This is a genomic window from Mesorhizobium sp. USDA 4413, assembly GCF_056280365.1.
This window is the reverse complement of record NZ_JBVPRP010000001.1, coordinates 1282152-1308617: the sequence shown is the minus strand read 5'-3', so window position 1 is coordinate 1308617 and position 26466 is coordinate 1282152. Positions and strand designations below refer to the sequence as shown.

23 protein-coding genes are annotated in these 26466 nt (G+C 64.2%); 11 read left to right on the top strand and 12 right to left on the bottom strand.

Annotation, left to right across the window (positions count from 1 at the left end; all coding sequences use genetic code 11):
- Positions 1-86: 86 nt before the first annotated feature.
- Both ACVMIM_RS06515 and ACVMIM_RS06510 read right to left on the bottom strand, forming a co-directional pair.
- A complete protein-coding gene (locus tag ACVMIM_RS06515; RefSeq protein WP_476111260.1) occupies positions 87-1127 on the bottom strand; it encodes a glycosyltransferase family 2 protein in 1041 nt (346 codons plus the stop codon).
- A gap of 4 nt (positions 1128-1131) precedes the next feature.
- Positions 1132-2382, bottom strand: a complete 1251-nt coding sequence (locus tag ACVMIM_RS06510) for a nucleotidyltransferase family protein (RefSeq protein WP_476111258.1) — start codon at positions 2380-2382, stop codon at positions 1132-1134.
- A 500-nt stretch (positions 2383-2882) separates the two neighbouring features.
- Here ACVMIM_RS06510 and ACVMIM_RS06505 point away from each other — a divergent pair, with 500 nt between their 5' ends.
- From ACVMIM_RS06505 to ACVMIM_RS06480, 6 genes are all read left to right on the top strand, one after another.
- On the top strand, positions 2883-3035 hold the full coding sequence (locus ACVMIM_RS06505) for a lasso RiPP family leader peptide-containing protein (protein ID WP_095769314.1): 153 nt from the start codon (positions 2883-2885) through the stop codon (positions 3033-3035).
- Between the two features lie 156 nt (positions 3036-3191).
- Positions 3192-3491 carry a PqqD family protein gene (locus tag ACVMIM_RS06500; protein WP_040993642.1) on the top strand — a complete coding sequence of 100 codons (300 nt, stop codon included), beginning with the start codon at positions 3192-3194 and terminating at the stop codon, positions 3489-3491.
- Complete coding sequence (locus tag ACVMIM_RS06495) at positions 3475-3891, top strand: lasso peptide biosynthesis B2 protein (RefSeq protein ID WP_476111256.1); 417 nt, start codon at positions 3475-3477, stop codon at positions 3889-3891. Before ACVMIM_RS06500 ends, ACVMIM_RS06495 begins: the two co-directional genes overlap by 17 nt.
- Positions 3892-3894: 3 nt before the next feature.
- Positions 3895-5808: a lasso peptide isopeptide bond-forming cyclase gene (locus tag ACVMIM_RS06490; protein WP_476111254.1), complete on the top strand. Its 1914-nt coding sequence runs from the start codon at positions 3895-3897 to the stop codon at positions 5806-5808.
- Complete coding sequence (locus ACVMIM_RS06485; protein WP_476111252.1) at positions 5805-6785, top strand: phosphoenolpyruvate carboxykinase (ATP); 981 nt, start codon at positions 5805-5807, stop codon at positions 6783-6785. Before ACVMIM_RS06490 ends, ACVMIM_RS06485 begins: the two co-directional genes overlap by 4 nt.
- Before the next feature lie 8 nt (positions 6786-6793).
- Positions 6794-8689, top strand: coding sequence for an ABC transporter ATP-binding protein (locus tag ACVMIM_RS06480; protein WP_476111250.1), 1896 nt, complete (start codon positions 6794-6796; stop codon positions 8687-8689).
- Here ACVMIM_RS06480 and ACVMIM_RS06475 read toward each other — a convergent pair.
- Positions 8663-8935 carry an exopolysaccharide production repressor exox gene (locus ACVMIM_RS06475; protein ID WP_476111248.1) on the bottom strand — a complete coding sequence of 91 codons (273 nt, stop codon included), beginning with the start codon at positions 8933-8935 and terminating at the stop codon, positions 8663-8665. The genes ACVMIM_RS06480 and ACVMIM_RS06475 overlap by 27 nt on opposite strands.
- Before the next feature lie 608 nt (positions 8936-9543).
- Here ACVMIM_RS06475 and ACVMIM_RS06470 point away from each other — a divergent pair.
- The 4 genes from ACVMIM_RS06470 (at position 9544) to ACVMIM_RS06455 (ending at position 14222) form a co-directional block, all read left to right on the top strand.
- Entirely contained in the window at positions 9544-10221 is a 678-nt protein-coding gene (locus ACVMIM_RS06470) for a sugar transferase (RefSeq protein WP_476111246.1), read from the top strand.
- Positions 10222-10406: 185 nt separating this feature from the next.
- Entirely contained in the window at positions 10407-11585 is a 1179-nt protein-coding gene (locus tag ACVMIM_RS06465; protein WP_040994414.1) for a polysaccharide biosynthesis/export family protein, read from the top strand.
- 225 nt (positions 11586-11810) lie between these two features.
- Positions 11811-12902, top strand: coding sequence for an acyltransferase family protein (locus tag ACVMIM_RS06460; protein ID WP_476111244.1), 1092 nt, complete (start codon positions 11811-11813; stop codon positions 12900-12902).
- 36 nt (positions 12903-12938) lie between these two features.
- Positions 12939-14222, top strand: a complete 1284-nt coding sequence (locus tag ACVMIM_RS06455; protein WP_476111242.1) for an O-antigen ligase family protein — start codon at positions 12939-12941, stop codon at positions 14220-14222.
- Here ACVMIM_RS06455 and ACVMIM_RS06450 read toward each other — a convergent pair whose 3' ends face one another.
- From ACVMIM_RS06450 to ACVMIM_RS06415, 8 genes are all read right to left on the bottom strand, one after another.
- A complete protein-coding gene (locus ACVMIM_RS06450; RefSeq protein ID WP_476111240.1) occupies positions 14223-16322 on the bottom strand; it encodes an ABC transporter permease in 2100 nt (699 codons plus the stop codon). It abuts the gene before it with no gap.
- Positions 16319-17380, bottom strand: a complete 1062-nt coding sequence (locus tag ACVMIM_RS06445; RefSeq protein ID WP_476111238.1) for a quaternary amine ABC transporter ATP-binding protein — start codon at positions 17378-17380, stop codon at positions 16319-16321. Before ACVMIM_RS06445 ends, ACVMIM_RS06450 begins: the two co-directional genes overlap by 4 nt.
- A 92-nt stretch (positions 17381-17472) precedes the next feature.
- Entirely contained in the window at positions 17473-18411 is a 939-nt protein-coding gene (locus ACVMIM_RS06440; protein ID WP_476111236.1) for an ABC transporter substrate-binding protein, read from the bottom strand.
- An 83-nt stretch (positions 18412-18494) separates the two neighbouring features.
- Entirely contained in the window at positions 18495-19322 is an 828-nt protein-coding gene (locus ACVMIM_RS06435; RefSeq protein ID WP_476111234.1) for an SDR family NAD(P)-dependent oxidoreductase, read from the bottom strand.
- Between the two features lie 18 nt (positions 19323-19340).
- A complete protein-coding gene (locus ACVMIM_RS06430) occupies positions 19341-20111 on the bottom strand; it encodes a glucose 1-dehydrogenase (RefSeq protein ID WP_476111232.1) in 771 nt (256 codons plus the stop codon).
- Between the two features lie 7 nt (positions 20112-20118).
- Positions 20119-20625, bottom strand: coding sequence for an acetone carboxylase subunit gamma (locus tag ACVMIM_RS06425; protein ID WP_476111230.1), 507 nt, complete (start codon positions 20623-20625; stop codon positions 20119-20121).
- Positions 20626-20631: 6 nt separating this feature from the next.
- Complete coding sequence (locus tag ACVMIM_RS06420; RefSeq protein ID WP_476111228.1) at positions 20632-22827, bottom strand: hydantoinase B/oxoprolinase family protein; 2196 nt, start codon at positions 22825-22827, stop codon at positions 20632-20634.
- A 15-nt stretch (positions 22828-22842) separates the two neighbouring features.
- Positions 22843-24984, bottom strand: a complete 2142-nt coding sequence (locus ACVMIM_RS06415) for a hydantoinase/oxoprolinase family protein (RefSeq protein ID WP_476111226.1) — start codon at positions 24982-24984, stop codon at positions 22843-22845.
- A 110-nt stretch (positions 24985-25094) separates the two neighbouring features.
- On the opposite strand from ACVMIM_RS06415, the gene ACVMIM_RS06410 reads away from it, so the two are divergent.
- Positions 25095-25874, top strand: a complete 780-nt coding sequence (locus ACVMIM_RS06410) for a helix-turn-helix domain-containing protein (RefSeq protein WP_476111224.1) — start codon at positions 25095-25097, stop codon at positions 25872-25874.
- 5 nt (positions 25875-25879) lie between these two features.
- On the opposite strand, the gene ACVMIM_RS06405 is transcribed toward ACVMIM_RS06410, so the two are convergent.
- The gene (locus tag ACVMIM_RS06405; protein ID WP_476111222.1) at positions 25880-26455 is read right to left on the bottom strand and encodes a DUF1349 domain-containing protein; all 576 of its coding nucleotides are present in this window, start codon (positions 26453-26455) and stop codon (positions 25880-25882) included.
- Positions 26456-26466: the final 11 nt, after the last annotated feature.

Here is a 26466-nt window from a genome sequence, read left to right as displayed (position 1 = left end):
CTGCCATTCCGGCAGCGACTAGGCAACATCATAGTTTTCGGAATGGGGATTTTTTGAGGGGCGGCAGCTTCCGGGGCAATGCGGGATCACTCGCTCGCGGTGCTGGTTGCCGCCATCAGGAAGCGCATCGGCGGTATTTGCTGCCGCGCAGCAATCCCGGTGCGGCGGAACAGCGCGTCGAGCTTGTCGGCGGCGACGCCGCAGACGATCGGGATCAGATTCGACTGGCTTGCGAAGGCGTAGGCCGCGGCCGATGCCAAGCCGCGCTCGGCTTTCACGTCCAGAAAGTTGCGCAGACGGTATTTGTCGCGGACGTGGCGCTCATGGCGCCGCAACGCGGCCTTCGAGCGCTCCGGAAGGTTGTCCATCTGGAGCAGCGCCAGATCGGCATCGGCAAGGCGCTCCAAATCCTGCGTCCTGTGGCGGCCGCTGAGCGAATCGGCGCGCACGATCGCGCCATAGCCGCAGGACTTGATGACCTTGAACCGAGCGCCGCAGGCGACAGCGCGCGCGTAAAGCTCGTAGTCCTCGCCAAGCCTGAGGTTCTCGTCATAGCTCAGCCCATGCCGCTCGAGGAAAGCCCGGCTGATCACCGGCTTGAGGAAGCCGAGCTCGCCGCGCCGCACACGGCGGCGCGAGATGTTGCCCTCGATGAAGCGCTCGAAGTCGAGAAATTCCGGATCAGCCGCGAAAGGCGGCGCGGCGACTTTGGCGAGGTCAGTCGCGGCATCGTCGCGGATCAGCATGATGTTGTCGGCGGCGAAATCCCAGTCGGCGCTGGCGAAAAGCCGGCGAAAACGGCCTTCGAGGAAGAAATCGTCGGCATCGAGAATGCTGATGAAGGGCGATCTGGAGGCCTGGATGGCAGCGTTGCGCGCTGCAGACGGACCGCGATTGACGTCGAAGCGGATGACGGCAAGCCGGCCGCTGCCGTCGTCCGCGGCCAAGGCCACATCCCGGGTGTCGTCGGTGGAGGCGTCGTCGACCACGATCACCTCAGCCACTTCGGCCTCGCGCAGCGCCGAAGCGATGGCGCCGGGAATGGTGCGTGCCGCATTGCGCGCGGCGATGATGACGCAGACCCCCAGGGTCGACACGGGGGTCGTGATGGGCGTCGTCACGGGCATGGACTTACCTTTCGCTTGCATGATTGGCCGCCCCACCCACGATTTTGATCATTTCGCTCCGCGCCGGCTCGACCATGGCCGGGCGCTCGAAGATGCGCCTGCTAAGGTCGGCGGAGGCCGCCCAACCGGCTTCAGCAAGGTAACGGACCGGCTCGCGGCCGCAGAGTTCCCAAAGCACATGGCGGCGCTGCGGCCAGCGGAGCGACGCCAGCCACGGCGCCATGACCATGTGGAAGAGATCGGCATTGTCGATGCGGGCCAGAATGCGGGTCGCGCGCTCCGAAAGCAGGGTGCCTGTGGCGCCGAGCAGCACGTCGGCCGCGCGCAGGCCGAGGAGCAGCGTATCCGCCAGGCCCTGTCCGGCGGCGTGATCGAGCACCCTCTGCTGCTCGGCTTCGTTCAGGCGGCTGGCGCTGGCCCTGACGTCGCAGACATAGCCGGCGCAGGGCTCGCGGTTGAAAAAGGCCTTGGCGATGCTGATCGAGGACAAAAGCAGCGTGTCGGCCGCCGAGATCACCGGCATGACGGCTCCGGCCACCTCGACTTCGCGCTTGCGGCGCAGGAAGCCGTCGACGTCGCGCGGGCTCGGAGATCCCGGCTGCTGCAGCCGGTGATGGAGGTCGACCGTCGAAGTCCTCGCGCCATCTTCGCGAACCATGTGCTGCTCGCCAAGGAAGCGAACCCACCAGACGGAGCGGGATTTGCCGGCGACCTCGTAGCCGATCGCCCGCAACGCCTCGCGCGCTTGGCCAAAGCGCGCCGGCGAAACCAGTATGTCGACATCGCCGGAAGGCTTCATGAAATGGTCGCCATAGAGCAGATGCTGCTGGAGCGGCCCCTTGAGGAAGACGAAATCGACCTGCCTCTCGCGCAGCGCGCGATCGATGGCTATCGAGTCGCCGATGCAGGCGGCGTTCATCGACATCGTGCGCCGACGATAGCCATCGAGCCATCCAGGCAATTCCGCGGGCGCGGCACATGCGGGAGCATGCTTGAGCGCCTTGAGCAGGAACACGGCGACCTTGTTCAGCCTGGCGATGTCGGCGACCTTTGTCGCTGAGATTGGGGTCGCTGAGATTGGGGTCACCGTGATTGGAGTCGCGGCCGAGACCGTCGGCGCTGGGACATCGGCCCGGCCGTCCGTAATGTTGGCTCGCGGCGCGAAAAACAGCCTCAGGCAGGCCTGCACATAGGCGACTTCGTCGGCGCAGCCGGCGGCGCGCAACCTTTCGTACGAGCCATCCTGCACCGCCATGCCGATGTCGTTCTCCGCAAAATACCGCCCGGGCGGTTTATACCGCAACTGCGAAGAAAAGCACCGGGAAAATTAACGCGATTGCCCCGCAGCCCGGCTGGAGCCGTTTCATCGCTGCAACCTAAGCGCTAAAGTGGCCAAACGTTTGATCACTTTTAAAGACAACGCAGGGACATCCGGTCGTGGCCGAAAAGTCGGCATTTTTCGCAGCAATTTCTTCGCATCAGCGAAAGGGATTTTCGCGTCGCGAAAATTACCACAAATAAATCAACTGCTTATGTAACCGGCAAAGACCTGCGGTTGAATCCTGGGGCGGTCGCGGTTCACGATAATGGCGTCCAGGGCTTGATCATTAACGAAGGCGAGCGCAACCGAGAATTGATTAATGCTCGGTAAATCAGGCTTGACTCATAGATGTTGCCGTGCAGCAATCGCATTGCAGCATAGCCATATGCTGGCGGCATTCTGCAGCCGCTTCCAGTCCTTAATTGGAGAGTAGAATGGAACAGAATGTTGAAAAGCATGAGTACGAGACCCCCAGCCTGACGGTTCACGGTTCGATCGAAACGATCACGCAGGGCGGTGCTGGCACGACGGCGCTTGACGCGAGCTTTCCCGCGCACACGCCGGTCGGCGAGCTGACTTTCTCTTAAAAGCTTACAGACATCCGGGTGTCTAGGTTGGGGCTCCGGGTGCTCTCCATCAGGTGAGCCGGGGGGCTTTGTCCCCCGGCTTCCTGCCGAGGATCGCCGGCAACCGATCCACGGCGAAAGGCCCAAGGGCGCGGTGGCCAGCAACGAGGTTTTAGGATGGACTGGAACCCCTCGGACCATGACCGCGTGGTCGCGACCGGCGAGGCGGTCGCATGTGAATTCGGCGCCGGACTGGCGCTGCTTCACCTCAAATCCAATGTGTATTACAGCCTGAACGGCGTCGGCGCGTTCATCTGGGAGCAGATTCAGGAGCCGCGATCGATCCTCGATATCCGCAGCGCCGTGCTCGCGCGCTACAATGTAGATGCCGAGCGCTGCAAGGCCGATGTCGAGGGCTTGCTCAAGGGGCTCACTGAAGCAGGGCTTGCGAGGCTCCACCGTGAGGAACTGGTCTAGGCTCCGCTCGCTGAGCGGCCGCGAGATACTGTTTCTGGCGCGCTGCCTGATAGTGGTGGGCGCGGTGCGGCTTGCGCTGACGCTGTCCTCCTACAATCGCGTCCGCGGCATGGTCACACGACTGGATGCCAGGCGTGACGCCGGCATCGGCGACCTGCGGCGGGTTGCCTGGGGCGTTGCCGCCGCGGCGCGGCTCGTGCCGGGCGCCACTTGCCTCACCCAGGCGCTGGCCGGGCAATATCTGCTCGCCCGCCAGGGCAATGCCTCGAAGATCAGCATCGGCATCGAAAAAGGAACGGGCAGCGAGCTCAAGGCGCATGCCTGGCTGATGAGCGGCAACCACATCGTGCTCGGCGGCTCGATCAATGGATTTGCCCATCTGGTCGATCATGGATCGTGAGCGATGAGCGGCGTCGCCGGAATCGTGCATGGCGACAATGGCCGGCCCGCCGGGGCCGGCGATGTCCAGGGGATGCTTTCGCGCATGCGCCACCGCGCCCGCGACGGCAGTTCCTGGTGGACGGAGGGCAGCGTGGCGCTCGGCCACGCCTGGCTCGACACAACCGGTGAGGACGGCCCCGGTCCGCTGACGATGGCCGGCGGCAAGCTCGCCATCACCGCCGACTGCCGGCTGGACAATCGCGACGAGCTTCTGGCGCGGCTCGGCCTGCGCGATCGGGCGATGGCCGACGCGATGCTCATCATGCGCGCCTACCTAAAATGGGGCGAGGCCTGCCCGACCTATCTGCAGGGCGATTTCGCCTTCGCGATATGGGATGGCGAGAGGCAGGCGCTGTTTTGCGCGCGCGACCATTTCGGCGTCAAACCTTTCTACTATCATTCGACCGGCAGGCGTTTTGCGTTCGCCTCGGAGATCGGGCCGATCCTGGCGCTGGACGGCGTCGGCAGACGGCTCAGCGAACACCAGATCTCCGGTTTCCTCGCCGGCCTGCCGGACGATCCGCAGGCTACGCCCTATGCCGAGATCTTCCGCCTACCGGCACGGCACAGCATGATGGTCGCGGACCGCCAGGTAATGCTGCGGCGCTACTGGCAGATCGAGCCGTCGCAGCGGCCGCCGCGATCGGACGCGGCCGAGGAATTCAGACATCTCTTCGCGCAATCGGTGGAGAACCGCATGCGCGGCACGCCGGCCGTGGGCGCCATGCTGAGCGGCGGGCTCGATTCCTCCTCGATCGCCTGTCTCGCGGGCCTCAGGGCGGCGGCGAAACGCAACCCGAAGCTCAAGACCTTCTCGCTGGTGTTCGACAGGGGCTCGCCCATGGACGAGAAGCCGTTCATCGATGCGGTTGTCGCCGACAATCCGCTCGACGCCACGCTGATTGCGGTCGGCAACTATGCGCCTTTCGCCGATTTCGAGCGCATACTGGAGGAGCAGGAAGGCACGTTCCTGGCGCCCGGCCTGTCATTGACCCGCGACCTTTACCGCACCGCCGGCGCCAAGGGCGTCAAGGTGCTTCTCGACGGGCATGGCGGCGACGAGGTCGTCTCGCAGGGCCATGGGCACCTTCACGAACTCGCCAATGCCGGCAGGTGGCTGGAGTTGTGGCGCGAATTGCGCAGCGCCGCCAACACCTATGGCGAGGGGATGCTCTCGCTCTACTTCAAGTTCTTGACCATCTACGGGCCGGCCTGGCGGATTGCCAGGATGAGGTCGATGGCCAGACGTTTTGTCGGCAAGGTGCGGGGCAGGCCGGCGCCAGCGGCGCGCGCCGCCTGGGCAGGCCTGGTCAACCCGGAGCTTGCCAGGCGCACCGATCTTGCCGAGCGTTTCCACCGCAGCGGCTACATGCCAGCAGCCGTTACCGCCAGCGAAGCGCTGACGCATCGCTGGCTTTTGTCCAACGGGCTGGTGCCACACGCCTTTGAGGTGCTCGACAAGGCCGCCGCTAATTTCGGCGTCGAGCCCCGCTATCCGTTCTGGGACAAGCCGCTCGTCGAATTCTGCCTGGCGCTGCCCGGCGAGGAAAAGCTCAGGGACGGCTTCGGCCGCCATGTGCTGCGTCGGGCCATGCAAGGCGTCTTGCCGCCGGCGGTGCAGTGGCGGCGCGACAAGATCGATTTCACCGCCAATCTGGTCAAGGGCATGCTCGGCAACCACCGCGAGCTTCTGGACAGGCTGCTGATTTCGGACAGCGAGCGGATCGCGCCCTATGTCAACCTGCCCGAAGTGAACGCGGTCTATGAGCGCCTGCTCAGCCAGCCCGAGCAGGCGACGCTGCCGGATGTCCAGCATGTCTGGCGCTCGGTATCGCTGTCGCTGTGGCTGCGGCAAGTCCAAGGAAGCCCGGCATGAACCTTCCGATCGCTTCCCTTGCGCGGCCCGAACCCGCCACCGAGACGCCGGCGCCGGGTGGACGGATTCGTCGTTTCTACAGGGCCTACGGGCTGATCGTGCGCTCGGAAGTGAGCTTGCCGGAACTGGAACCCACGGCGCCGGCGACGCCGGACCTGGAGATCGCGGTCGGACCGGTCGATTTTCCGGACGGCGCATCGGCGGGCGCCACGGCGTTCCGCTTCGAGCCGGCGCGCCAATATCTTTCATGGCAGGCGGTCGGCACGTTCATGATCAGCGGCGGCAAGCGAATCGACGTCGATCCGGCGCCGGGGATCGACGATCCGCTGCTTGCCTTTCCGCTGCTCGGGCCGGTGATGGCGCTCGCTCTTCACCAGCGCAGGCTGCTCGTGCTGCATGCCAGCGCCATCGCCGTCGGCGGCAAGAGCGTGATCTTCATGGGCGACAAGGGCGCCGGGAAGTCGACGACGGCTGGCGCGATGATCCGCGCCGGCCATCGGCTGCTTACCGACGACGTCGTGGCACTGGATTTGTCCGACCCGGGTCGGCCGATGATCCTGCCCGGATTTCCGCAGCTCAAACTCGCCGCGGACGCGGCGGGCGCCATTCGCCTCGAGCAGACGGAGGTCCGGCCGCGGGTGCATCCGCAAATCGACAAGGCGCAACACCGGTTGCACGACGGATTTGCCGACGAGGCAGTGCCCGTATCGCGCATCTATGTGCTCGAGCGCGGCGGGCGGGCGGCGATTTCGCCGCTGGCCGGGGCCGCCGCGCTGCCGGCGATCATCAAATTCTCCTATGTCACGCGGTTCGGCCGGCAGGCGCTGCCGGGTGATTCCGCCTCGGTCCATCTCGGCCAATGCGCACAGGTCGCCGGACGGGTGGGCGTCAGCCGCCTCGAAGTGCCGGCCGGGCTTGTCCGGATAGACGAGGCGGTCGCCGCGATCGAAACCGACCTGGCGGGCGGGACAAGGTGAGCCAAGGCATGGGCTGGTCCTCCAAGCTTCGCTTGTCGTTTTTCCGGGATGTCGCCGGCTTCGGCGCCATGATGGCGCATGTCGGCGGGCGACGCACGGCGACGGCGCTTGCTTTCCTGATCCTGGGGAGTCTCACCGAAGGCATCTCGATCTTGCTGCTGGTTCCGCTGCTGCGCCTGATCGGCAAAGCCGAGCAGGATTATGTGGTGCGGGTGCCGGAGGCCCTGCGTTGGCTGGTGCCCGGCGGAACGCTATCGCTTGCCACCGTGCTCACGCTGCTCGTCGCGCTGGTGGCGCTGCAAGCGATTTTCAACCGCTTCAAGTCCGTCTACATGGCGCGGCTGCTCTACGACTTTGTCAACCGCGTGCGCATGAACCTATTCGAGAGCGTCGGCAAGGCGCGATGGGGCGTCTTCACCCGCATCCGCAGCTCCGATCTCGACCATGCGCTGAACGGCGATGTCGACCGGGTGCAGGTCGCCGCCTTCTCGCTGCTCATGCTTACCCAGGCGACGCTGCTTCTCACCGGCTATCTCGTGGTCTCGCTCTTCATCTCGCCGGTGATGACATGTTTCGCCATTTTCATCGGCTTGGTGCTGCTGATCGCCCTGCGACCGTTCAGGGCGCGCGCCAGTGCCTATGGCCGCACGCTGACCGGCAATCGCCAGGACCAGTACCGCACGGTCTCGGAGTTTCTCGGCGGCATCAAGGTGGCCAAGAGCCTGAATGTCGAGGCGGGCTATTTTGCCGAACTCGGCGCGACGCTGGACAGGATGAAGGCCGACAACATCGCGTTCGTCCGCAACTCCTCGCTCGGCACCGCGCTGTTCCAGGTTACCAGCGTGATTGGGCTCAGCCTCTTCATCTACATCGCGCTGGTCGGCTTCAATTTGTCGCTTGCCGAGATCGTCGTGCTGCTCCTGGTCTTCATGCGCGTGGCGCCGCGCTTCATGGACATGCAGCTTCAGACGCAGCAGGTGCTGATCAACCTGCCGGCCTATGCTTCGATGCGAAGCCTCCAGGCCCGTTTCGATGCCGAGCGGGAGCCGGAGGAGAACGCGGGCGAGCAGGGCGCGAAACTCACGCTCGATACGGGCCTCAACATCCGCGATGTCTCTTTCGCCTATGGCGAAGGCGACGGGAAACCGGTCGTCAGCGATATCAGCTTCGGCCTGCCGGCCGGCAAGGTGACGGCGCTGATCGGCCCTTCCGGCTCCGGCAAAAGCACGATCGCCGACATGCTGCTCGGCCTGCTCGAACCAACCAGCGGCCGGATCCTGGCCGACGGCGTGGAGATCACCGCCCAGAACCGCAGGGCTTGGCGCGATCAGGTCGCCTATGTGCCGCAGGACGTGTTCCTGCTGCACGACACGATCGCCGCCAATCTGCGCCTTGCCGCGCCTGAGGCGAGCGACGACGAGCTCTGGGCGGCACTGCGCAACGCCCACGCGGCCGACTTCGTCGAGCGGCTGGCATTGCGGCTCGAGACGGTGGTGGGCGACCGCGGTGTGCGGCTCTCCGGCGGCGAGCGGCAGCGCATCGCCCTGGCGCGGGCGCTGCTGCGCAAGCCCTCGCTGCTTATCCTCGACGAGGCGACGAGCGCGCTCGACTGGCAGAACCAGTCGCTGATCGCGCAATCGATCGAGGCGCTGCGCGGCCAAATGACGATTCTGACCGTCGCGCACCGGCCGTCGATGATCGCCTTCGCCGACTGGGTCGTGGCCATCGAGAACGGGCGGATCGTCGAGGTCGGACAATATCGGCGGCTGAAAGCAAACGCCGGCAGCCGTCTTGCGAGGATGCTGTCAGGCGAGCAGGCCGAGCGTGAAACCACGCCCGCGGTCGAGGCCGGACTGGTCCCGGCGTCGGTCGAGCGATCAACGGAGGCTGCGCCTGGCGCTTAGCTTTTCGCTTTCGGCGACCTTGTCGAGGATCGTGCCGCGGTCGGCTTCACGGATCTTGCCTGCCGATGTCGGTGTGGCTCGGCCGATCATGGCGAAGACCAGAAGGAAATAGCCTGCCTGGATGATCACGGCGCAGACGATAGCACGCAAGAGGATGGTGCCCGCCGATGCGCCATCGAGATAGGACCAGCCGATGATGATCGCGAGCGCGAACATCATGCCGATGATGAATTTTGGCAGAGACATGTTCGCCGGCCCTTCAACCGACACGAGCATGCAGACGCTGCGACTTACCCACCCGCGTAACTCCCCGTTGCGCCAAAGAACTCTTTCTGGCTGCCCAATCCGGCCGGTTGCTTCCGGCCTTCCTTACCCATGCAGACAATGACAGGAACAATTTGCGACTCTATTAAGGCGGGCCGATTGGAGCAAGGCCCGACAGATATGGTTTCCAAGGATTTTACGAGATCGACTCTGCCATGGTGCGTCGCACACTGTGGCTCCGGCAGCTATTTCAATGACCCGTCTTCCGCCTCAGTAAAACCAGCCACTTTAATTAGTATTTTACCCGAATAACTTACCTTGGCGAGTGTTTTTGGTGACGTGCAACCGCGTTTCTGCTGCAGCAAAGAACGCATTGTCCAAAAATGGCCCAAAAGGCGGACTACATTTTCCTGGCTTTCTGCCACCTTGTCATAAACGTGCCACAAAGGTGAAAATTTGGGCATGTCGGGTTTATTATTTAGTCAATTCATGACGTGAACATTTCACCGCTATAGGAAATTGTGTGTTGCGCTGCAGCATTTTTTTGATATCTTGCCGTAAACCATCCGTTCAACGTATGGAGCTTCTGCATGAGGGACGTCGCCAAGTCGGCTAATGCGGGTTTTGCGCAGGTCGGCGTTGATTTTCCACCCCCCATCGGCGGTTTAATCAAACGCAGCTTCGACATCGTCGGTTCCCTGGCAGGGCTGGTTCTGCTCAGCCCGCTTTTCCTGATGGTCGCCCTATTGGTCAAGCTTTCGGACAACGGTCCGATCTTTTATGGCCACAAGCGAATCGGCCGCGGCGGCAGGATTTTCTCCTGCCTCAAATTCCGCACCATGGTGCCGGACAGCGAACGCGTGCTTGCTGCTTATCTGGCGGCGCACCCGGAAGCCAACGCCGAATGGATCGCGACGCGCAAGCTGAAGAACGATCCGCGCGTCACCCGCGTCGGCGCGGTGCTCCGCAAGCTCAGCCTCGACGAGCTGCCGCAAATCCTCAACATCCTGCAGGGCGACATGAGCCTTGTCGGCCCGCGCCCGGTCGTGCGCGACGAATTGGAAATCTACGGCAGCGCCGCGGTCTATTACTTGAAGTCGCGCCCGGGTCTCACCGGGCTGTGGCAGGTGAGCGGCCGCAACGACGTATCCTACGACACGCGCGTCGCCTTCGATCGCCATTATGTCGAGAACTGGTCGTTGTTCGAAGACATTCGCATCATCTTCAAAACGGTTCCTGCCGTGTGGATGTCGCGCGGCAGCTATTGACCGACGGGCCTGCCCCGCCGAACTCGGGGCAGGCATCCGAAAATGATCTCATCGGGCGGATGGGGCCAAAGCGAATCGGAAACGTTCATTTGACAAAAAACCTCTTCGGACTGTCTCTCGCCTGCAGTCTCACATCCCGGACACCAGCCCGCGTCGCGGGCTTCTTGCTTGCGGCGTCGCTGGCCATGCCGCAATTGGCTGCCGCCGGCGATTATCAGCTTGGTCCTCTGGACAAGCTCAACATCCGCGTCGCCGAATGGCAGACGGTCGACGGCACGTTCCGCGACTGGTCGGCCATCAACGGCGAGTATTCGATCGGCCCGGGCGGGACGCTCTCGGTGCCGTTCGTCGGCGACATGCAGGCCGCCGGCAAGACGACGGCGGAAGTCGCATCGGCGATCGGGCTCGCGCTGCAGCGTAAGCTGGCGCTTCCCGACAAGCCGGAAGCCTCCGTCGAGATGGCGCAGTTCCGGCCGTTCTACATTTCGGGCGAGGTTCAGAACCCCGGCCAGTTTCCCTTCGTGCCCGATCTGACCGTGCTCAAAGCAATCAGCATTGCCGGCGGCATAAGGCGCAATGCCGACTACGGTCCCCAACTCGGCAAGGATCTGGTCACCGCTAAAGGCAGCTATGACATCTATGACGACCAGCGTATCCGCCTGCTCGTCAAGCGGGCCAGGATCGATGCCGACCTTGCGGGGAAGACGAGTTTCGAGGTGCCGAAGGAGATCGAGGGCGATCCGAGACTGCCGCCCATCGTCGCCGACGAAATGGCGATCCTGGTCTCGGACCAGAAATCGCTGAAGCTGAAGCTCGATGCGCTCGACGATTTGAAGGGCGTGCTTCAGGCGGAAATCGAATCGCTGCAGAAGAAGATCACCAACCAGCAGAAGCAGGTCGACCTGGCCGAGAAGCAGGCCGAGAGCATCGGCCCGCTGGCGCAGAAAGGCCTGGTCGCCAATGCGCGGCTGCTCTCCTCGCAACAGTCGGTCACCGACCTGCAGGGCAAGATCCTCGATTATGAGACAGCCATCCTCACCGCCAAGCAGTCGATCAGCAAGGCCGAGCAGGACGCCATCGATGCGCGGAACTCGCTCAACTCCACCCTTACCGCCAACCGTCAGCAGGCCGAGGCCGACCTGAACGAGGCGACGTTGAAGGCCGGCATGCAGAAGGGCCTGATCGCGCAGGCGTCGGACCCCGCGACGGCGGCCAGCATGACCGGCGACCAGGAGCCTGCCCTGCTCTATTCGCTCGTGCGTGTGGCCAACGGCAAGACAAGCGAAGTCGAGGCCAAGGAAGACACACCTGTCCTGCCGGGCGATGTGATCAAGGTCAAGCTGGCACCGACGGCCAGCCAGTAGCGCCGCCACCCGGGCTTGCTCAACGCAAACTTGGGAACGGAGGTGGGAGGGACAAGCCAGGCTCGTTCGCGTCGAGCCGGATGATTTCAGGTCGATCACCTGAAATCATCCGGCTCTAACTCAAAGAGATAGAGCATGATGTCATCCGAAAACCCGCTTCACACTTTTCGGCATCATGCTCCAGGCGCGGCCGGGCTATCTGTTTGGACCGCTTGAAGGCACAACATGCAGCCCGCAGCCCCGCGTCATGTGTATCTCAATCTCGACGCCATCCGCGGCGTGGCGGCGATCAGCGTCATGCTCTACCACTTCTCGCCGTTCCTGGCCGACGGCAAGGTGCTGCCGTCGAGCTATCTTGCGGTCGATCTGTTCTTCCTGCTCAGCGGCTTCGTCATCGCGCATGCCTATGACCGCAAGATCGAGAACGGCATGGGCTTCGGCTCCTTCGTGGCGATCCGCCTGATCCGGCTCTATCCGCTCTACCTCGCCGGAACGCTGCTCGGCTTCTTCTACCTTCTGGTCAAGAACAGGCTGATGCCGGCCGAATACATGCCGTTGTCCGAGATCGGCATGCAGCTGACGACCGGTATGCTCTTTGTCCCGCTGGTCAGCGATGCCTATCACACGATCTTTCCGCTCAATCCGGCCTCGTGGTCGCTGTTTTTCGAGCTCATCGTCAACTTCGCCTATGTCGCGGTCTTCGTGCTTTTGTCACGGCGCGTGCTGACGGGGATCGTCGCCGTCAGCCTGGTGCTGCTCGTCGTCGCCTCGGTCCTCGCCGGCACGCTGGATTTCGGCATGACCGGCAACACCATCCTTAGTGGCCTGCCGCGCGTAACATTCTCCTTCTTCCTCGGCGTGCTGCTCTGCCGGTCGATGGCGCGCTGGCAGGGCGGCCTCGGCTTCCTGCGGCGCGGGCTCTGGGTCGAGGGCGCGATCCTGCTCACCCTTGCCATCTTCGCCATCGCACCTGACGGCGGCGCGCGCGTTGCCTACGACCTCGCCGCGATCGTCGTCGTCTTCCCGATCATGGTGATGACCGGCGCGGTGGCGCCGACCGCGCCGCTTCTGTCCGGCTTCTATGGCTGGCTCGGGCGGATTTCCTATCCGATCTACATCATCCACACGCCGATGCTGATGATCATCGCCGGAGCCGGCAAGGCCTTCTCGATCGATCCGTTCGCGCATCATCCCTGGTTCGGCATCGTGATGGCGGTCTCGGTCGTCGTCATCGCCGACATCGCCACACGCATCTATGACGAGCCGGTGCGGCGCTTCCTGCAGCGGCAGATGCAGCGCGCGCGAGCCGTGGCTTAGACCGGCTGAAGAAAGGTTCGACGGACAAAATCCGGCATGAAGATTCCCAAATCCATCCTTATCGATCCCGACCGCAACGAGACCTACGGCGCCTTCGCCGTCGCGGTCTCCATGGTCGCTTTCGCCTACTCGCCCAATTTCGGCCAGATCCTGATCCTGGCCTACTACGCCGTCTGGCTGCCGCTGCTCCTCGTCGATTACCGGCGCTTCACCTGGAAACTGTCCGGCGCCTGGCTGCCCATACTGCTTGCGACCTATGTGTTGTTCTCGGTGTTCTGGTCCCAGGCGGCGGGCATCAGCGCGCGCGCGGCGGTGCAATATGCCTCGCATATCGTCTGCGCCTATGTCGCGGCGCGAACCATCAGCGTGCGCACGCTGGTGGTGGGCTCGCTGATCGGCATCTTCGTCGTTCTGCTCTATTCCCTGAAAGTCGGCGCCTACGCGCTCGACACGATCGACGGCACGGTCAATTTCGTCGGCGCCTTCGGCTCCAAGAACCAGATCGGCTTCTTCTCCTCGCTCGGCATCTTCTTCTGCCTCGCCTTCCTGGTCTTTTACCGGCGCAACTGGCTGGGCTTCCTCTGGACCGCGCCGATCATGCTTCTGTCTGTTTACATGCTGGCCATCGCCCATTCGGCGACGTCGGTGGCCTCGCTGCCGGCGGTGATCGGCATCGTGATGCTGCTCACCATGACCAAGGTGCTGTCGCTGCGCTATCGCCGCGTGCTGTTCATCGTCGGCGCCGGCGCGCTGGTGACCGGCGTCGTGGCGGCGCTCAATCTCGGCCTGCTGGATGTCGTGCTCGGCATCTTCGGCAAGGATTCGACGCTTACCGGCCGCACTTATCTCTGGGAGCAGGGCTGGGAGGCGGCGCAGCAGCACCCGCTGCTCGGCTACGGCTATGCGGCTTATTGGGTGCAGGGCTTTGCCGATCCGGAACGGCTGTGGGCTGAATTCTACATCTCGACCCGCTCCGGCTTTCACTTCCACAACACCTATGTCGAGACGCTGGTCGAGATCGGCTTCATCGGCGTGACCTTGCTGGCGCTGGTCATCCTGCGCTCTTTCTACGGGCACGTATCGAAAGTGGTGTTCGGCGAATGGAATACCGATTCGGTGGTGCTCGCCGGCGCGATCGGACTGATGCTGATCCGCTCCTTCTTCGAGGTCGAGATGCTCGGCCCCTATTTCATGGCGTCCTTCATCGTCTATTACGGCCTGTTCACGCTGACCCCGCTGCCGGCTTTCCGGCGCCGCAGGATGGCCGTTCCAGCCGAGGACGAAAGACCTGCCAATGGCCGCATGCCCGCGCCGGTCTGATCAGAGCGAGGCAGCAGCCGGGGAGCGCGCGACCGCTGCCTGGATGAGCCGGTCGGCCAGGATCGCCAGGAAGGCAATCGACAGGCCGGCGATCAGGCCCATGCCGGCATCGGCCTTGCCGAGCGCGACATAGACCGCCTGGCCAAGATCGCGCGTGCCGACAAGGGCGGCGATGGCCAGCATCGACAGCGCCGCCATGATGGTCTGGTTGAGACCGAGCATGACGACCGGCAAAGCCAGCGGCAGCTTGGCCTGCAGCAAGGTCTGCATCGGCGTCGCCCCCATCTGCTCGACCGCCTCGACGACATCGGCGCGCACATGCCGCAAGCCGTGCTCGACATAGCGGATCGGCGGCACGATGGCGTAGAGCATGATGGCGATCAGGGCCGTGAACTCGCCGACCTTGAAGAACATCAGCGCCGGGATGAGGAAGACGAATTGCGGCATGGTCTGCAGTGCGTCGCAGATCGGCTTCAGGATGCGCGAGACGCGGTCGCTATGCGCCGCCCATGTGCCGAGCGCGCCGCCAACCAGAAGGCATAGCAGAACCGCCAGCGTGCAGAGATAGAGCGACTGCACCAGCTGGGACCATAGGCCGTTGACCAGGATCAGCCCGAAGCCGACAAGCGCAAAGAGACCGAGCCGCGGTCCGCCGACCTGGCCGGCAAGCAAGGCGACGGCGAGGATGAAGACGGGCCAAGGCAGGTCGAGGAAACCGGTGTAGAGAACAAGGCCGGCGGCCAGCACGGCAACCGCCGTCCGCCAGCCGAAACGGCGCATTGCCAGAACGGCCAAGGCCAGCACCAGGGCGGCATAGAGGGCCAGCGCTGACGGGGGCAGCGAGAAGCCCCACATTGCCGGCGTCGCCGAGCCCGAAATGCCGACGCGCATCGGCAACAGCAGGCAGTAGAGCACTGCGTTGCGCACGCCGTTGAAGAACCAGGCATAATCGCGCACGAGCCCCAGCAGCCACGCGTTGACAGCGCCCATCTGCATGCGCAGCCCGGTTTCCGGCAGAAGCGTCGCATCGGGCGCGGCAAGCCGGATGACTACGGCGAGAGCCAGCGCGATCGCCAGCGACAGGGCCAGCCGGCGCGGTGTCATCCAGCGCATGGCGCGCGTCGGACCGGTCTCCGGCGCCTTGGCGAAGCCGACGGTAAGGCGGTCGATGAGGATGGCAAGCAGCGCGATGACCACGCCGGAGAGGATGCTCTGCCCGAACTCGGCCTTGCGCATGGAGGACAGGACTTCCCAGCCGATGTCCTCGAAGCCGCCGATGATGGCGGCGACGATCACCATCGATAGCGCCGCCATCGTCGTCTGATTGAAGCCGACGAGAAGCTGCGGCAGCGCCGTCGGCACCTCGACCTGCCAGAATTGCTGGCGGCGCGTACAGCCGCTCATCAGGCCGGCCTCGCTGATTGCCGCCGGCACGCGGTCCAATCCAAGCATGGTGTTGCGGACCATCGGCGGCGTCGCGTAGATCGCCGAGGCGATCAGTCCGACCACCGGCCCGAAGCCGAACAGAAGCAGGAGCGGAATGAGATAGGCGAAGGCCGGCACCGTCTGCATCAGATCGAGCGCGCCGTTGAGCACCGGACGCCAACGCGGGCGAGCGTAGCCCAGAACGCCAAGCAGGAAGCCGAGCACGGTCGAGATCGGCACCGCCAGCAGCACCAGCGCCAGCGTGTTCATGCTCTGCGGCCAATAGCCGGCGAGCAGGATGTAGGCGAGCGTGGCGAGCGCGAAGATCGCCAGCCGCTCGCCGCTCGACTTCAGCGCCAGGACGGCGACAGCCAGCATCACCGCCGGCCAGGGCAGCCAGGCGAGCGCCATCCGCGCGCCGCGCATCGGCGCGTCGAGCAGCGCGGAAAGCGCTCGGAACCCCGGCTGGATGACGGCGACGACCACGTCGGTCACCGCGTTGATGTAAGTGGCCAGCGGCAGCGTCCATTCCTTGGGGAAATTGACCAGCCAGGGAAGCTCGGTTTTCAGCAGCAGGCAAAGTGCCGTCAGCACGGCCAGCGCGCACCAGGGCAGAAGCGCCGGTTCCACCACGAACCGCGATGAGGGCCGAAATGTCGCCGCCGGCGCGGTCATTCGCGGGTGCATCTCGTCTGCTCGCGCTCGAGCACGGCAAGCACCGCGCCGGCGCTGAGCACCGCCGGCGGGCTGTCACCCGCGCCACGCACGGTAAAGGCCGTCGCACCGGAGGCGAGTTGAGGGATAAGCGCTTCGAGACTGGTGTCGGCGGCAACGCTCCGTTCGGGCAGCGCGGCGCCGTTGGCCGGCGCGGCGATGTCGCCGGCCGTGATCACGCGCAGCAGCGGCATGTCCTCGGTGAACTGCGCGACATAGTCGTCGGCCGGATTGAGCACAATGTCGGCCGGGCGGCCGATCTGCACGATCTTGCCGGCCCGCATGATCGCCAGCCGGTCGGCCAGGCGGAAGGCCTCGGCGATGTCGTGGGTGATGAAGATGATGGTCTTCTTCAGCATCTTCTGCAGGCGCAGGAACTCATCCTGCATCTGCTTGCGGATCAGCGGATCGAGCGCCGAGAACGGCTCGTCGAGGAACCAGAGCTCCGGCCCCACCGCAAGCGAACGTGCGATACCGACGCGCTGCTGCTGGCCACCGGAGAGCTGGTTCGGGAAGGACGCCTCGCGGCCTTCGAGCCCTACCAGCGCGATCATCTCGCGGGCACGGGCCTCGCGTTCCTTTGCCGGCTTGCCCTGGATCTTCAGCGGGAAGGCGACATTGCCCAGCACGTTCAGATGCGGCAGCAGGCCGAAATTCTGGAACACCATGCCCATGGCGTGGCGGCGCAGCTCGATGAGCTCCTTGCCGCTGGCGGCGAGCAGATTCCTGCCGTCGAGCAGTATCTCGCCGGCGCTCGGCTCGACCAGGCGCGACAGGCAGCGCACCAGGGTCGACTTGCCGGAGCCGGACAGGCCCATGATGACGAATATCTCGCCGGTCGCCACGTCGAAGCTCGCATCGACCACCGCCGGCAGATGCGCCTCAGCCCGCAGGCGCTCGGCCAGCGCGTCGGGATCGATGATATAACCGCGCGAATCGAAGTAATAGGCCGGGCGCCGGCCGTAGACCTTCCAAACATTTCGGCAGGCAAGCTTTATCGGACGCGCGGCAGTGTCCATCCTTAACCACCCGTGCCGATCGCTCGCCCGGCTCCACGCATTGCGGAAACCGGGCCTATGGCGCCCTCAGCCATTGCAGGCATATCGGCGAATTATCCCTTGGCGGCGTCGAGCCAAGGTTTCCACACCGCCTCGTTCTTGTCGATCCATTCCTTCACGACGGCGTCGAGGTCCTTGCCCTGCTTGTCGACGGCCAGCATCAGCTTCTGCTGCTCGGTCGCGTCCATCTTGAAGGCTTTGAGGAAAGTGTAGGCCGCAGGCCATTTGGCGCCGAAACCGGACCAGACGATCTTGTCGACATCGGGCGGCGTGATGCAGTGCTCGTTGGTCTGCTCCTTGCAGGGCGGCATCGTCACCCAACCCACATCGTTCTCGGCCAGCGCGTAATGCGGACCCCAGAACATCATGATCAGCGGCGTCTTGGCAGCCTCGGCGGCTTCGAGCTCGGCAACCAGCGCGCCTTCAGAGCCTGACGGCACGGCGGTGTAGGGCATGTTGTTGTCGGCAAGGATGGTCGCCGCGCGCGAGCCCCAGTCGGCTGGATAATCAAGGAAGCGGCCATTGGGCGCCGTCTCGGGCGTCGCCAAAGCCTGCACGCATTCGGGCTTGTTCAGCGCATTCCAGTCCGGCAGGCCGGGGCAGACCTTCTCCATGAATTTCGGATAAATCCAGCCTTCCTGCGTCTTCAGGTCGAGCTTGCCGATGTCCTCGATCTGCTTGGCGGCCAGCACCTTCGGATAGATGTCGCCGACATTGTTCAACCAGATCTCGACCGAGGCGCTGAGCGAGCCGTCGGCCAACCCTGAGAATTGCGGGAAGTTGCCGGCGGTGACATATTCGACGTGATAGCCGAGTTTCTCCAGAAGCTGGCCGGCGATGTGGGTTGAAACATGCGCGCCGGTCCATTCGAGCATGGCGAGCTTGATCGGTTCGTCCTTGGCGCCGAGATCGGCGCTTTGGCTGGCAGTCGTTGCAGCGAGTATCAGCGCGAGCCCAAGACCGGCCCTTTGCAAGGCATTTCCTATTTTCATGTCAGTTCCCCTGTTGGTTGATGGTCCTTCTGTTGTGCCGGCCTCCTCCCACGAGACCGGGATCCATCATCCACCGACCGACGCTACCACAATGCGCCGCCGGTGATCTGGATGTTCTCCATGGTGATCCCCTTGGCGAGATCCGAGCAGAGGAAGACGGCGAGCGCCGCGATTTCCTCCGGCTGCATCATGCGTCCCTGGGGATTGCCCTTCCTGAACTCGTCCATCAGGTCCTCGGCGCTGCGGCCCTTGCCCTCGCGCTCGACGACCTGCGCCACGTTGCGGCGCATCAGCTCGGTCTCGACCCAGGTCGGGCTGATCATCACGCAAGTAACGCCGTGCGCTGCGCCTTCGAGCGCGACGCAGCGGGTGAGCCCGAGCAGGCCGGCCTTGGAGGCGCAATAGGCGGGGTTGTCCTTCCAGCCGACCGAAGCGGCGGTGGAACCGATGTTGACAATGCGGCCCCAGCCACGCTCGATCATGCCCGGCAGCACGGCGCGCGTGGCGCGGAAGGCGCCGGTGAGATTGGTGTCGACGATCTTGTCCCAAAGCTCGTCGGAATGGCCGCAGACCGGCTGCTCGGCCGTGGTGCCGGCCGCGTTGACCAGGATGTCCGCGGGGCCGACGGCCGCCTGGGCTTCCGCGAAGAACAGGTTGGTGAGCGCGCTGCCGCGCACGTCGAGATGAGCGGCATGCACCGTGGTGCCGTGCGCCTCGAGCGCCGATCGCAGGCGCTCGATCTCGTCAGCGCCGGGATAGTAAGCGGCGTCCACCCTGCCCGCCTGCGGCGGCGCCACATAGGAGCCGACGGCAACATTGGCCCCGGCTTTGGCGAGCGCCGTGGCGATGGCGAAGCCCATGCCGGAAAAGCCGCCGGTGACGATGGCGCTGCGGCCGGTGAGGTCGGTCATCGCGGACGCACTCCGTCTTCACACTGCAAGATAACCTCCATCGACCACCATTTCGGAGCCAGTGACGAATTTGGATTCGTCCGAGGCGAGGTAGAGGACCATGTAGGCGATGTCGTTCGGTTCGCCGAGGAAGCCGATCGGATGGCGCGACAGCGCCTTGGCCTTCTCCTGCTCGAGCTTGCCCAGATCGCGCAGATAATTCTCGGTCTGCGGTGTCCAGATATAGCCGGGATGAATCGAATTGCAGCGGATGCCGTAGCGCTGCTCGGCGCAATGCACGGCGACCGCCTTGGTCAGGGTGCGCACACCGCCCTTGGAGGCGCAGTAGGCGGCCAAGTCTGCCTCGCCGATGATGCCGTCGATGGAGGAGAGATTGATGATCGATCCGCCACCGGATTTCTTCATCAGCCTGATGCCTTCCTGGCAGCCGAGGAAGACGCCGTCGAGATTGATCGCCATGGTGCGGCGCCATTCGGCCAAAGAGGTCTCCTCGATCGTCTTGGCGATCGCGATGCCAGCATTGTTGACCAGCACGTCGAGCCGCCCGAAGCGCTGCTCGATCGCCGCCATGACGACCGGCCAGTCCTCAGGCTTCGAGACGTCATGGCGCAGCGCCAGTGCCTCGCCACCCGCCTTGCCGATCTCGGCAGCCGTATCGCCGGCGAGCCTCTCGTCGATGTCGCTGACGATCAGTTTTGCACCTTCCGCCGCCAGAAGAAGCGAAGACGCCCGGCCGAGGCCAAGACCGGCCCCGGCTACGAGCGCCACCTTGCCTGCGACGCGGCCCATTGCGGCATCACCCTCCCTTGTTAGATGGCTCCAGCGGCTTGCCCAGCCAGTCGCGGTAGAAACCTTCCAGATCGGGCTCGAAATCATGCACGATCGGGTAGCCGGGCGGCGCCGCCTCGACCTCGTGCAGCGTGCCGCATTGCGGGCAGATGAATTCGCGGATTTCCATCCAGTCCGGATCCGGCAGATCGCTGTTGGGATAGATCTCGCGCAGCGACTCCTCGCTGTCGCGCACGATGATTGAGGCCCTCAGCTTCCAGTTCTTGCGGTAGTCGCCGAAGGAGTGGCCGCATTCACACTTCGTCACCCGCTCGGTGCCGCTCTGGCAGATGAAGAGGTGGTCGCCCACGGGCAGCAGGATCGGATCCTTCCAACCGACGCGGTCCTGCAGCACCGCGACATATTTGAAGAAACGGTCGTCGTCCTTGTAGGCGCTCATGATGCGGCGCGTCTGCGGCCAGGGCAGCGTGCCGGCAACCAGATCGGCAATGACTTCCTTGCTGTATGAGGTCATGGTCCCTTACTCCACGCCGAAGGTCGATTTGGCGTCGACATCCCAGAAGGCCGAAAAATCCTTGGTGAAGCGCGGCGAGAGCTTGATCGCGCTGGCATACATCTTCCTCACCTCGGGCGCGAAATCGGCAGCCTTCACCCGCTCCCGCTCCTTGGCGATCCATTCGGAAACAGGCTTCGCGCGCGCCAGGCGTTTCGCCCGCATGTCGGCGCGATGGCGCTTGGTGGCCTCCAGATTGGCGACCGGGAAACCCTCCTCGCCCTCGTCGAGCACGATGCCGAAGACGCCTTCGGCCGCCTCCTTGGTAAGGAAACCGTTCTCGACATCCCAGGCGGTCTTGACCGGATCACGCTCCAGCACATCGCCGTAGCCGCCGCCTCCATTGTAGGAATGGGTGAAGACGTCGCCGGTCTTGTGCGGCGCGGTGATGTAAGGACCTTCCAGCGTCACATGCTCGCCTTCCAGCCGGACCTCCAACTCCGAACGGTAGGGATTGGTGCCGGTATGATGCGCCAGCGGCGCGCCCTTTTCGGCCAGCTCGAAAATGTTGGTGTCGCGGACGGCGCGGTGCTTCTGGCAGGTCGGCGCCGGATAGCCGCCGCACAGACCGCCATTGTCGAAGACCCGCGAGGAATGCTCGGACGTCACCAGCCTGAGATGATCGGTCTTCGAAACCAGCCAGGTCGACAGGAAGGCGCAGCCGCCGCGATATTTGCCGGCGCCGCCGGAATTAGGAACGATGGAGCGGCCGATATAGAGCATCGGCATGTTCTGTTCCCAGATCTCGATGTTGCCCATGTCGGATTCCGGGTTCCAGCCGACATAGGCCGTGTCCAAACCGTCCTTGATGGCCAGCGCACCGGAGCCGGCGGCGGCGCATTCGAAATGCGCCATGCCGAAGGGCGTGCCGTATTGGCTCTCGCCGCCCATCTCGATCATCGGGCTGTTGACCTGGCCGACAAAGGCCTCCTCGACGAAGCCGCGGGCGATGAAGGAGCGCGACAGGAGCCGCTGGAAGACGCCATAGGCCGGCAGCAGCAGCGCCCATGAGGTGGCGGTCGCCACCATCTCGTTGTCGGGATTGGTCCAGGTGCCGGCGGGCAGCTTCAGCTCGGTCGCCATCCAGGCGCCGTCATTGACCAGCCCCTCGAAATTCATGTGCTGGGTCAGCGTCACGAACATGCCGCCATCCATGCCGGCCGGCGTGCAGTTCATCGAATGATAGCCCCAGGGCTGCGTGCCCTCGAAGTCCATGATGATCTTGCCGTCGGTGGTAATCTCCATCTCGATCGGCATGTTGTAGAGCCAGTCGGGATCGCCGAGCGGCTGGTAGCCCGGCTTGCCGGCGGTGACATGGCCGTAAAATGTGTGGCCGCGATAGATGCCTGGAACGGTGAGCTGGCGGGTGCGGGCGAGTTGGGCGCGGCGGCCCTCCTCGATGAACTCCTTCGACACCTGCATCCAGTAGTCGAGACCGATCTCGTCGATCAGCGCCTTGACGCTTTCGCGCATGTCGATGCAGGAGGCGACCTTGGCCTTCTCGTCCAGCACCCAATAGATCGGCATCCTGAGATTGCGCTCGCAGCGGATGACGTAGTCGCGCCTGAGTTCGTCATTCTCGCCGACCTTTTCGGCGCAGACGAACAGGCCTTCGGTGAACCGCTCCTGCGCCAGCGCCACGTCGCCGCCCGGCGTGATGCCGCCGGCTTCGAGCTCGTGGCAGACGGCGCCCGCCCAGCCGACCAGCTTGCCGGAGTGGAAGATCGGCACGACATCCATCACATCAGGCACCTGGACGGTTCCGATGAAGGCGTCGTTGTTGGCGAAGATATCGCCGTCGCGGATCTGCGGGTTTTCCTCGTAGCCGTTGCGGATCATCCATTTGATGAAACGGCTCATCGTATGCACATGCACCATGATGCCGTTGGAGAGCGCGATGGCATCGCCTTCCGGCGTGTAGATGGCGACGACCATCTCGCCGACCTCGCGCACGCCGGGCGAGGCGGAGATGCGCCGCGCCATCTCGCGGGCCGAGACGCAATAGGCGCGCAGCTTGGTGTGCAGCGTCTCGAACTTCAGCGGATCCTGATTGCGCAGCTTGAGCTCGGTGATGCCGTCATAGCAGCCGGTCTCGTCCATCAGCCGTTCGGATTCGAGCAGCCTTTCGCGGATGCGCAGGGCAGAAGTGGGTTTGTCCAGCATGCCGTTCGCCCTTTCTCAAGCGTGGGTGTAGTGGAGCAGCGTCCATTCATCGACATGGACGCGATCCTGCGGATGGACGACGAGGGTGGTCGCCGGGTGTTCGATGATGGCCGGGCCGGTGACCTCATGGCCGGGCTGCAGAAGGTCCATCTCGTAGAGGTTGACCTTGTACCAGCGGCCGCCAATATAGGCTTCGCGCACGCCCTTATGGGCGGATGCCGGGTCGGACTTGCCAAGCGGGCGCTTGATCAGCATCGGCTTGACCTTGTCCGCGGTGGCGATCAGCCCGAGCTCGGTGATCGAGAAGCCGGCCTGGCCGTAGCGCGAGACGCGGTGGTTGACCTTGGCATAGACCGCTTCGAACTCGGCGATGACCTTGCGCATGTCGTCGGCCGAACGAACCGCCGACAGCGGCGCCACCACCTCGACGTCCTCGAGCTGGCCGGTGTAGCGCATCATCAGGAACGGCACGGTCTTGATCTTGTCGCGGCTGTGGCCGTCGGCGATCATCTCGTCGACCGCTGCCTTGGTGAGGTCGTCCCAGACGCCGGTGACCTTCGCGCCGAAAGCCTGCAATTCGTCATCGCTGGCGCGGGCGCCGATGTCGATCTGTGTCGACACCGAATGGCGGCGCATGAAATCGGCGGTGGTGCAGCCGAAGGCCGAGAAGGCGGCGGCGAACTGGAAGGTGATGATGTCCTTGAAGCCGATGCCCCTTGAGCAGCCGGCGAGGTGCAGCGGGCCGGAGCCGCCATAGGACAGAAGCGTGAATTCCGACGGATGGATACCCTGGCCGGAGATGACGCGGCGCAGCGCGTTGTTGGCGTCGGCCTCCAGCATCTCGATCATGCCTTCGGCGGCTTCCTCGACGCCGACGCCGAGCACGCGGGCGCATTTCTCCTCGAAGGCTTTCCTTGCCTTCTCAACCTGCAGCACGACCTTGCCGCCGAGGAAGTAATGCGGGTTCAGCCGGCCGAGGATCGCGTCGCAATCGGCGATGGTCGGTTCGGTGCCGCCCTTGGCGAAGCAGATCGGGCCGGGATCGGAGCCGGCGCTTTCCGGCCCGAGCGAGACTTTCCTGGTCAGCGGGTCGACCTTCAGGATCATGCCGGCGCCGGCGCCGATCGTGTCGAGATGCAGCGTCGGCACGTTGAGCTTGAAGCGGTCCATCAGCGGTTCGTTCTCGATCCGCGTCTGGCCACGGGTGATGACGCCCATGTCGAAGGACGTGCCACCCATATCCGAACAGATCAGCGAGTCGTTGCCGATCAGCTTGCCGACATAGGCCGCGCCCAGGATGCCGCCGATCGGACCCGAGATCATGGTCTCATGCAGGCGCGGATGATTGATCGAGGTCAGACCGCCGAAGGAGAGCAGCGTCTGGACGCCATATTTGAAGCCATATTTCTTCGAGACGTCCTCGATGCCCTTGAGCTGCTTGCGGCCGCGCGAGGTGGCATAGGCTTCGATCAGCACCGAGTTCAGCCGCGACTGCTCGCGGATGACTGGACGCACCTCGTGACTGGTGTAGACGAGGATGTCCGCACCGGCGGCCGCGATCTCCTCGCGGCAGATCTCGGCGATGCGTTTCTCATGCGCCGGATTGACGTGGGAAAAGACGGTCATGATGCAGATCGCCTCGACCTTGTCGGCGATCAGCTTCTTTGCCGCGGCATGCACCTCGTGCTCGTAGAGCGGCAGGATGACGTCGCCGAACTGGTCGATGCGTTCGGTGACGCCATGGGTGCGGCGGCGCGGCACCAGCGGATCGGGATGATGATGGGTGACCGCATGCAGGCGGTCGGCATAGGAATAATCCGCCCAGGCCTGGAGGCCGCGGCCCATCAGGATCATGTCCTCGAGGCCCTTGGTGGTGATCAGCCCGAGCTTGCGGCCGGTGCGCGACAAAAGCGTGTTGAGCATGCCGGTGCCGGAATAGAGCACCACGTTGACGCCCGAGAACAGGTCCTGCAGCGAGATGCCCCAGGCGTCCGCCGCATCCTCGGCTGAAGCGAGGAAGCCTTCGGCCTCGTTCTTAGGCGTCGTCGCCGACTTGCCGATCTTGAAGTGACCGTCCTGATCGACAAGGATCGTGTCGGTCATGGTGCCGCCGGCGTCGATGCCGATGACGATTGGGTTGGTGGTGATCTGGTCCACGGGTCGCTTTCCCTTGCCGAGAGTGACCGCAGGCTAGATTCGGTGGGCCGGGTCGCGCCATATGCCTAAAGGCACAATGACCGCGTGGCGCGGTTCGCCGAGAAAAGGGCATGCGCATGGGCAATATCTGGGCGCCGCTGGCAAAAGCGATCGCCGCCACCGGTACCGACCGGCATGTCGACTGCCTGATCGATTTGATCGGCGCCGACATCGCGCATGACCTCGTGACGGTGACGCGCTATTCAGCGACCAGAACGCCGGAATTCGTCAAGCACCGGCGCTTCTCCGACGAGATGGTGCGGCGCTATCTCGACAATTACTACGTCTTCGACCCCTTCTATGCCTCGTGGCGCAGCCAGCGCCGGCTCGGCATCATGCCCCTGAAAGGTCTGGCCGACGAGGAGGCCAAGCGCGGCCAGTACATAGCCGGCTTCCTGGCGCAGTCGGAAATCTGCGACGAGGTCGGCATTATGCTGGCGGATGGCGGCGACTGGTGCCTCGGCATTTTCCTCGATCGCTCGACCGTGTCGTTCAAGGACAGCGAGATCGCGCTGCTGACCGAGCGGCTGCCGGTGTTCGAGGCGCTGCATGCGCTGGACATCAAGGCACGCGGCTCAGACTTTTTGCGCACCTCGACGCCGAGCGGCCCCGGCGCCTCGCCGCAGCAAAAGCCCAGAATTCCGGAAAGCCTGTGGCCGGAGCTTTCATCGCGCGAGCGCGAGCTGGTGGAGCTGATCCTCGCCGGCCATCCGACCGCCAACATCGCCGAGCGGCTCGGTATCACCGTCGGCACGGTGAAGAACCACCGCCGCCGCATCTATGAAAAGCTCGACATCACCACCGAGCGCGAATTGTTCCTGCAGTTCTTCCAGCACCGGATGGAGAGCTAACAGCGTCAGTCGTGCAGGTCCCTTGAAATCGGCGGCCCGATGGTGAAGCCGGAAAAGGTTGCCTCGAAACCTTCGCGCTGCGGCGAGCAGCACATCATGCCGACATCGACCTTTTTCGAGATCGGGAAATAGGCCAGCCGCACCGGCTTCCAATGGCCATCCGAGGCGTCCAGATATTGGATGCGGATCGCCTCGGCGTGGCGGGTCAGGCGGATCCTGACGCCGTCCTTGCCGGCGGCTATGGCGACCAGCGACCAGTCGGAGGTGTCGTTGGTGACCACGACGGAGAAGTAAGCCAGCCCGTCGGTGTATTCGATGCCGGCCTTGATCCAGTGCGTTTCGCTGAGGCGCAGCATCAGGCCAGCCTGATCGTAGAGCACCTTGTAGTCGCCCTTGACGGTGACCTCCGCACTGAAGTCACCTTCGACCGGGCGGCAGAGGAAATGGCCGTTGTCGCGCCAGAAGCCATAGAAAGTCTCGCGCCAGAAGTCGGTGTCCTTGCCGGTTCGGACGGTGAGCGTGCCGTCGCCGACCGTTTGGTGCGGCGGCGGGTTGAGCCATGTCATGTCGGCCATGCTCATCGATCTCTTCC

Excerpts from the sequence above, each read along its gene's own strand:
- ACVMIM_RS06515 (WP_476111260.1), bottom strand. The coding sequence starts at position 1,127 with ATGCCCGTGACGACGCCCATCACGACCCCCGTGTCGACCCTGGGGGTC.
- ACVMIM_RS06510 (WP_476111258.1), bottom strand. The coding sequence starts at position 2,382 with ATGGCGGTGCAGGATGGCTCGTACGAAAGGTTGCGCGCCGCCGGCTGC.
- ACVMIM_RS06505 (WP_095769314.1), top strand. The coding sequence starts at position 2,883 with ATGGAACAGAATGTTGAAAAGCATGAGTACGAGACCCCCAGCCTGACG.
- ACVMIM_RS06500 (WP_040993642.1), top strand. The coding sequence starts at position 3,192 with ATGGACTGGAACCCCTCGGACCATGACCGCGTGGTCGCGACCGGCGAG.
- ACVMIM_RS06490 (WP_476111254.1), top strand. The coding sequence starts at position 3,895 with ATGAGCGGCGTCGCCGGAATCGTGCATGGCGACAATGGCCGGCCCGCC.
- ACVMIM_RS06485 (WP_476111252.1), top strand. The coding sequence starts at position 5,805 with ATGAACCTTCCGATCGCTTCCCTTGCGCGGCCCGAACCCGCCACCGAG.
- ACVMIM_RS06480 (WP_476111250.1), top strand. The coding sequence starts at position 6,794 with ATGGGCTGGTCCTCCAAGCTTCGCTTGTCGTTTTTCCGGGATGTCGCC.
- ACVMIM_RS06475 (WP_476111248.1), bottom strand. The coding sequence starts at position 8,935 with ATGTCTCTGCCAAAATTCATCATCGGCATGATGTTCGCGCTCGCGATC.
- ACVMIM_RS06470 (WP_476111246.1), top strand. The coding sequence starts at position 9,544 with ATGAGGGACGTCGCCAAGTCGGCTAATGCGGGTTTTGCGCAGGTCGGC.
- ACVMIM_RS06465 (WP_040994414.1), top strand. The coding sequence starts at position 10,407 with ATGCCGCAATTGGCTGCCGCCGGCGATTATCAGCTTGGTCCTCTGGAC.
- ACVMIM_RS06460 (WP_476111244.1), top strand. The coding sequence starts at position 11,811 with ATGCAGCCCGCAGCCCCGCGTCATGTGTATCTCAATCTCGACGCCATC.
- ACVMIM_RS06455 (WP_476111242.1), top strand. The coding sequence starts at position 12,939 with ATGAAGATTCCCAAATCCATCCTTATCGATCCCGACCGCAACGAGACC.
- ACVMIM_RS06450 (WP_476111240.1), bottom strand. The coding sequence starts at position 16,322 with ATGACCGCGCCGGCGGCGACATTTCGGCCCTCATCGCGGTTCGTGGTG.
- ACVMIM_RS06445 (WP_476111238.1), bottom strand. The coding sequence starts at position 17,380 with ATGGACACTGCCGCGCGTCCGATAAAGCTTGCCTGCCGAAATGTTTGG.
- ACVMIM_RS06440 (WP_476111236.1), bottom strand. The coding sequence starts at position 18,411 with ATGAAAATAGGAAATGCCTTGCAAAGGGCCGGTCTTGGGCTCGCGCTG.
- ACVMIM_RS06435 (WP_476111234.1), bottom strand. The coding sequence starts at position 19,322 with ATGACCGACCTCACCGGCCGCAGCGCCATCGTCACCGGCGGCTTTTCC.
- ACVMIM_RS06430 (WP_476111232.1), bottom strand. The coding sequence starts at position 20,111 with ATGGGCCGCGTCGCAGGCAAGGTGGCGCTCGTAGCCGGGGCCGGTCTT.
- ACVMIM_RS06425 (WP_476111230.1), bottom strand. The coding sequence starts at position 20,625 with ATGACCTCATACAGCAAGGAAGTCATTGCCGATCTGGTTGCCGGCACG.
- ACVMIM_RS06420 (WP_476111228.1), bottom strand. The coding sequence starts at position 22,827 with ATGCTGGACAAACCCACTTCTGCCCTGCGCATCCGCGAAAGGCTGCTC.
- ACVMIM_RS06410 (WP_476111224.1), top strand. The coding sequence starts at position 25,095 with ATGCGCATGGGCAATATCTGGGCGCCGCTGGCAAAAGCGATCGCCGCC.
- ACVMIM_RS06405 (WP_476111222.1), bottom strand. The coding sequence starts at position 26,455 with ATGAGCATGGCCGACATGACATGGCTCAACCCGCCGCCGCACCAAACG.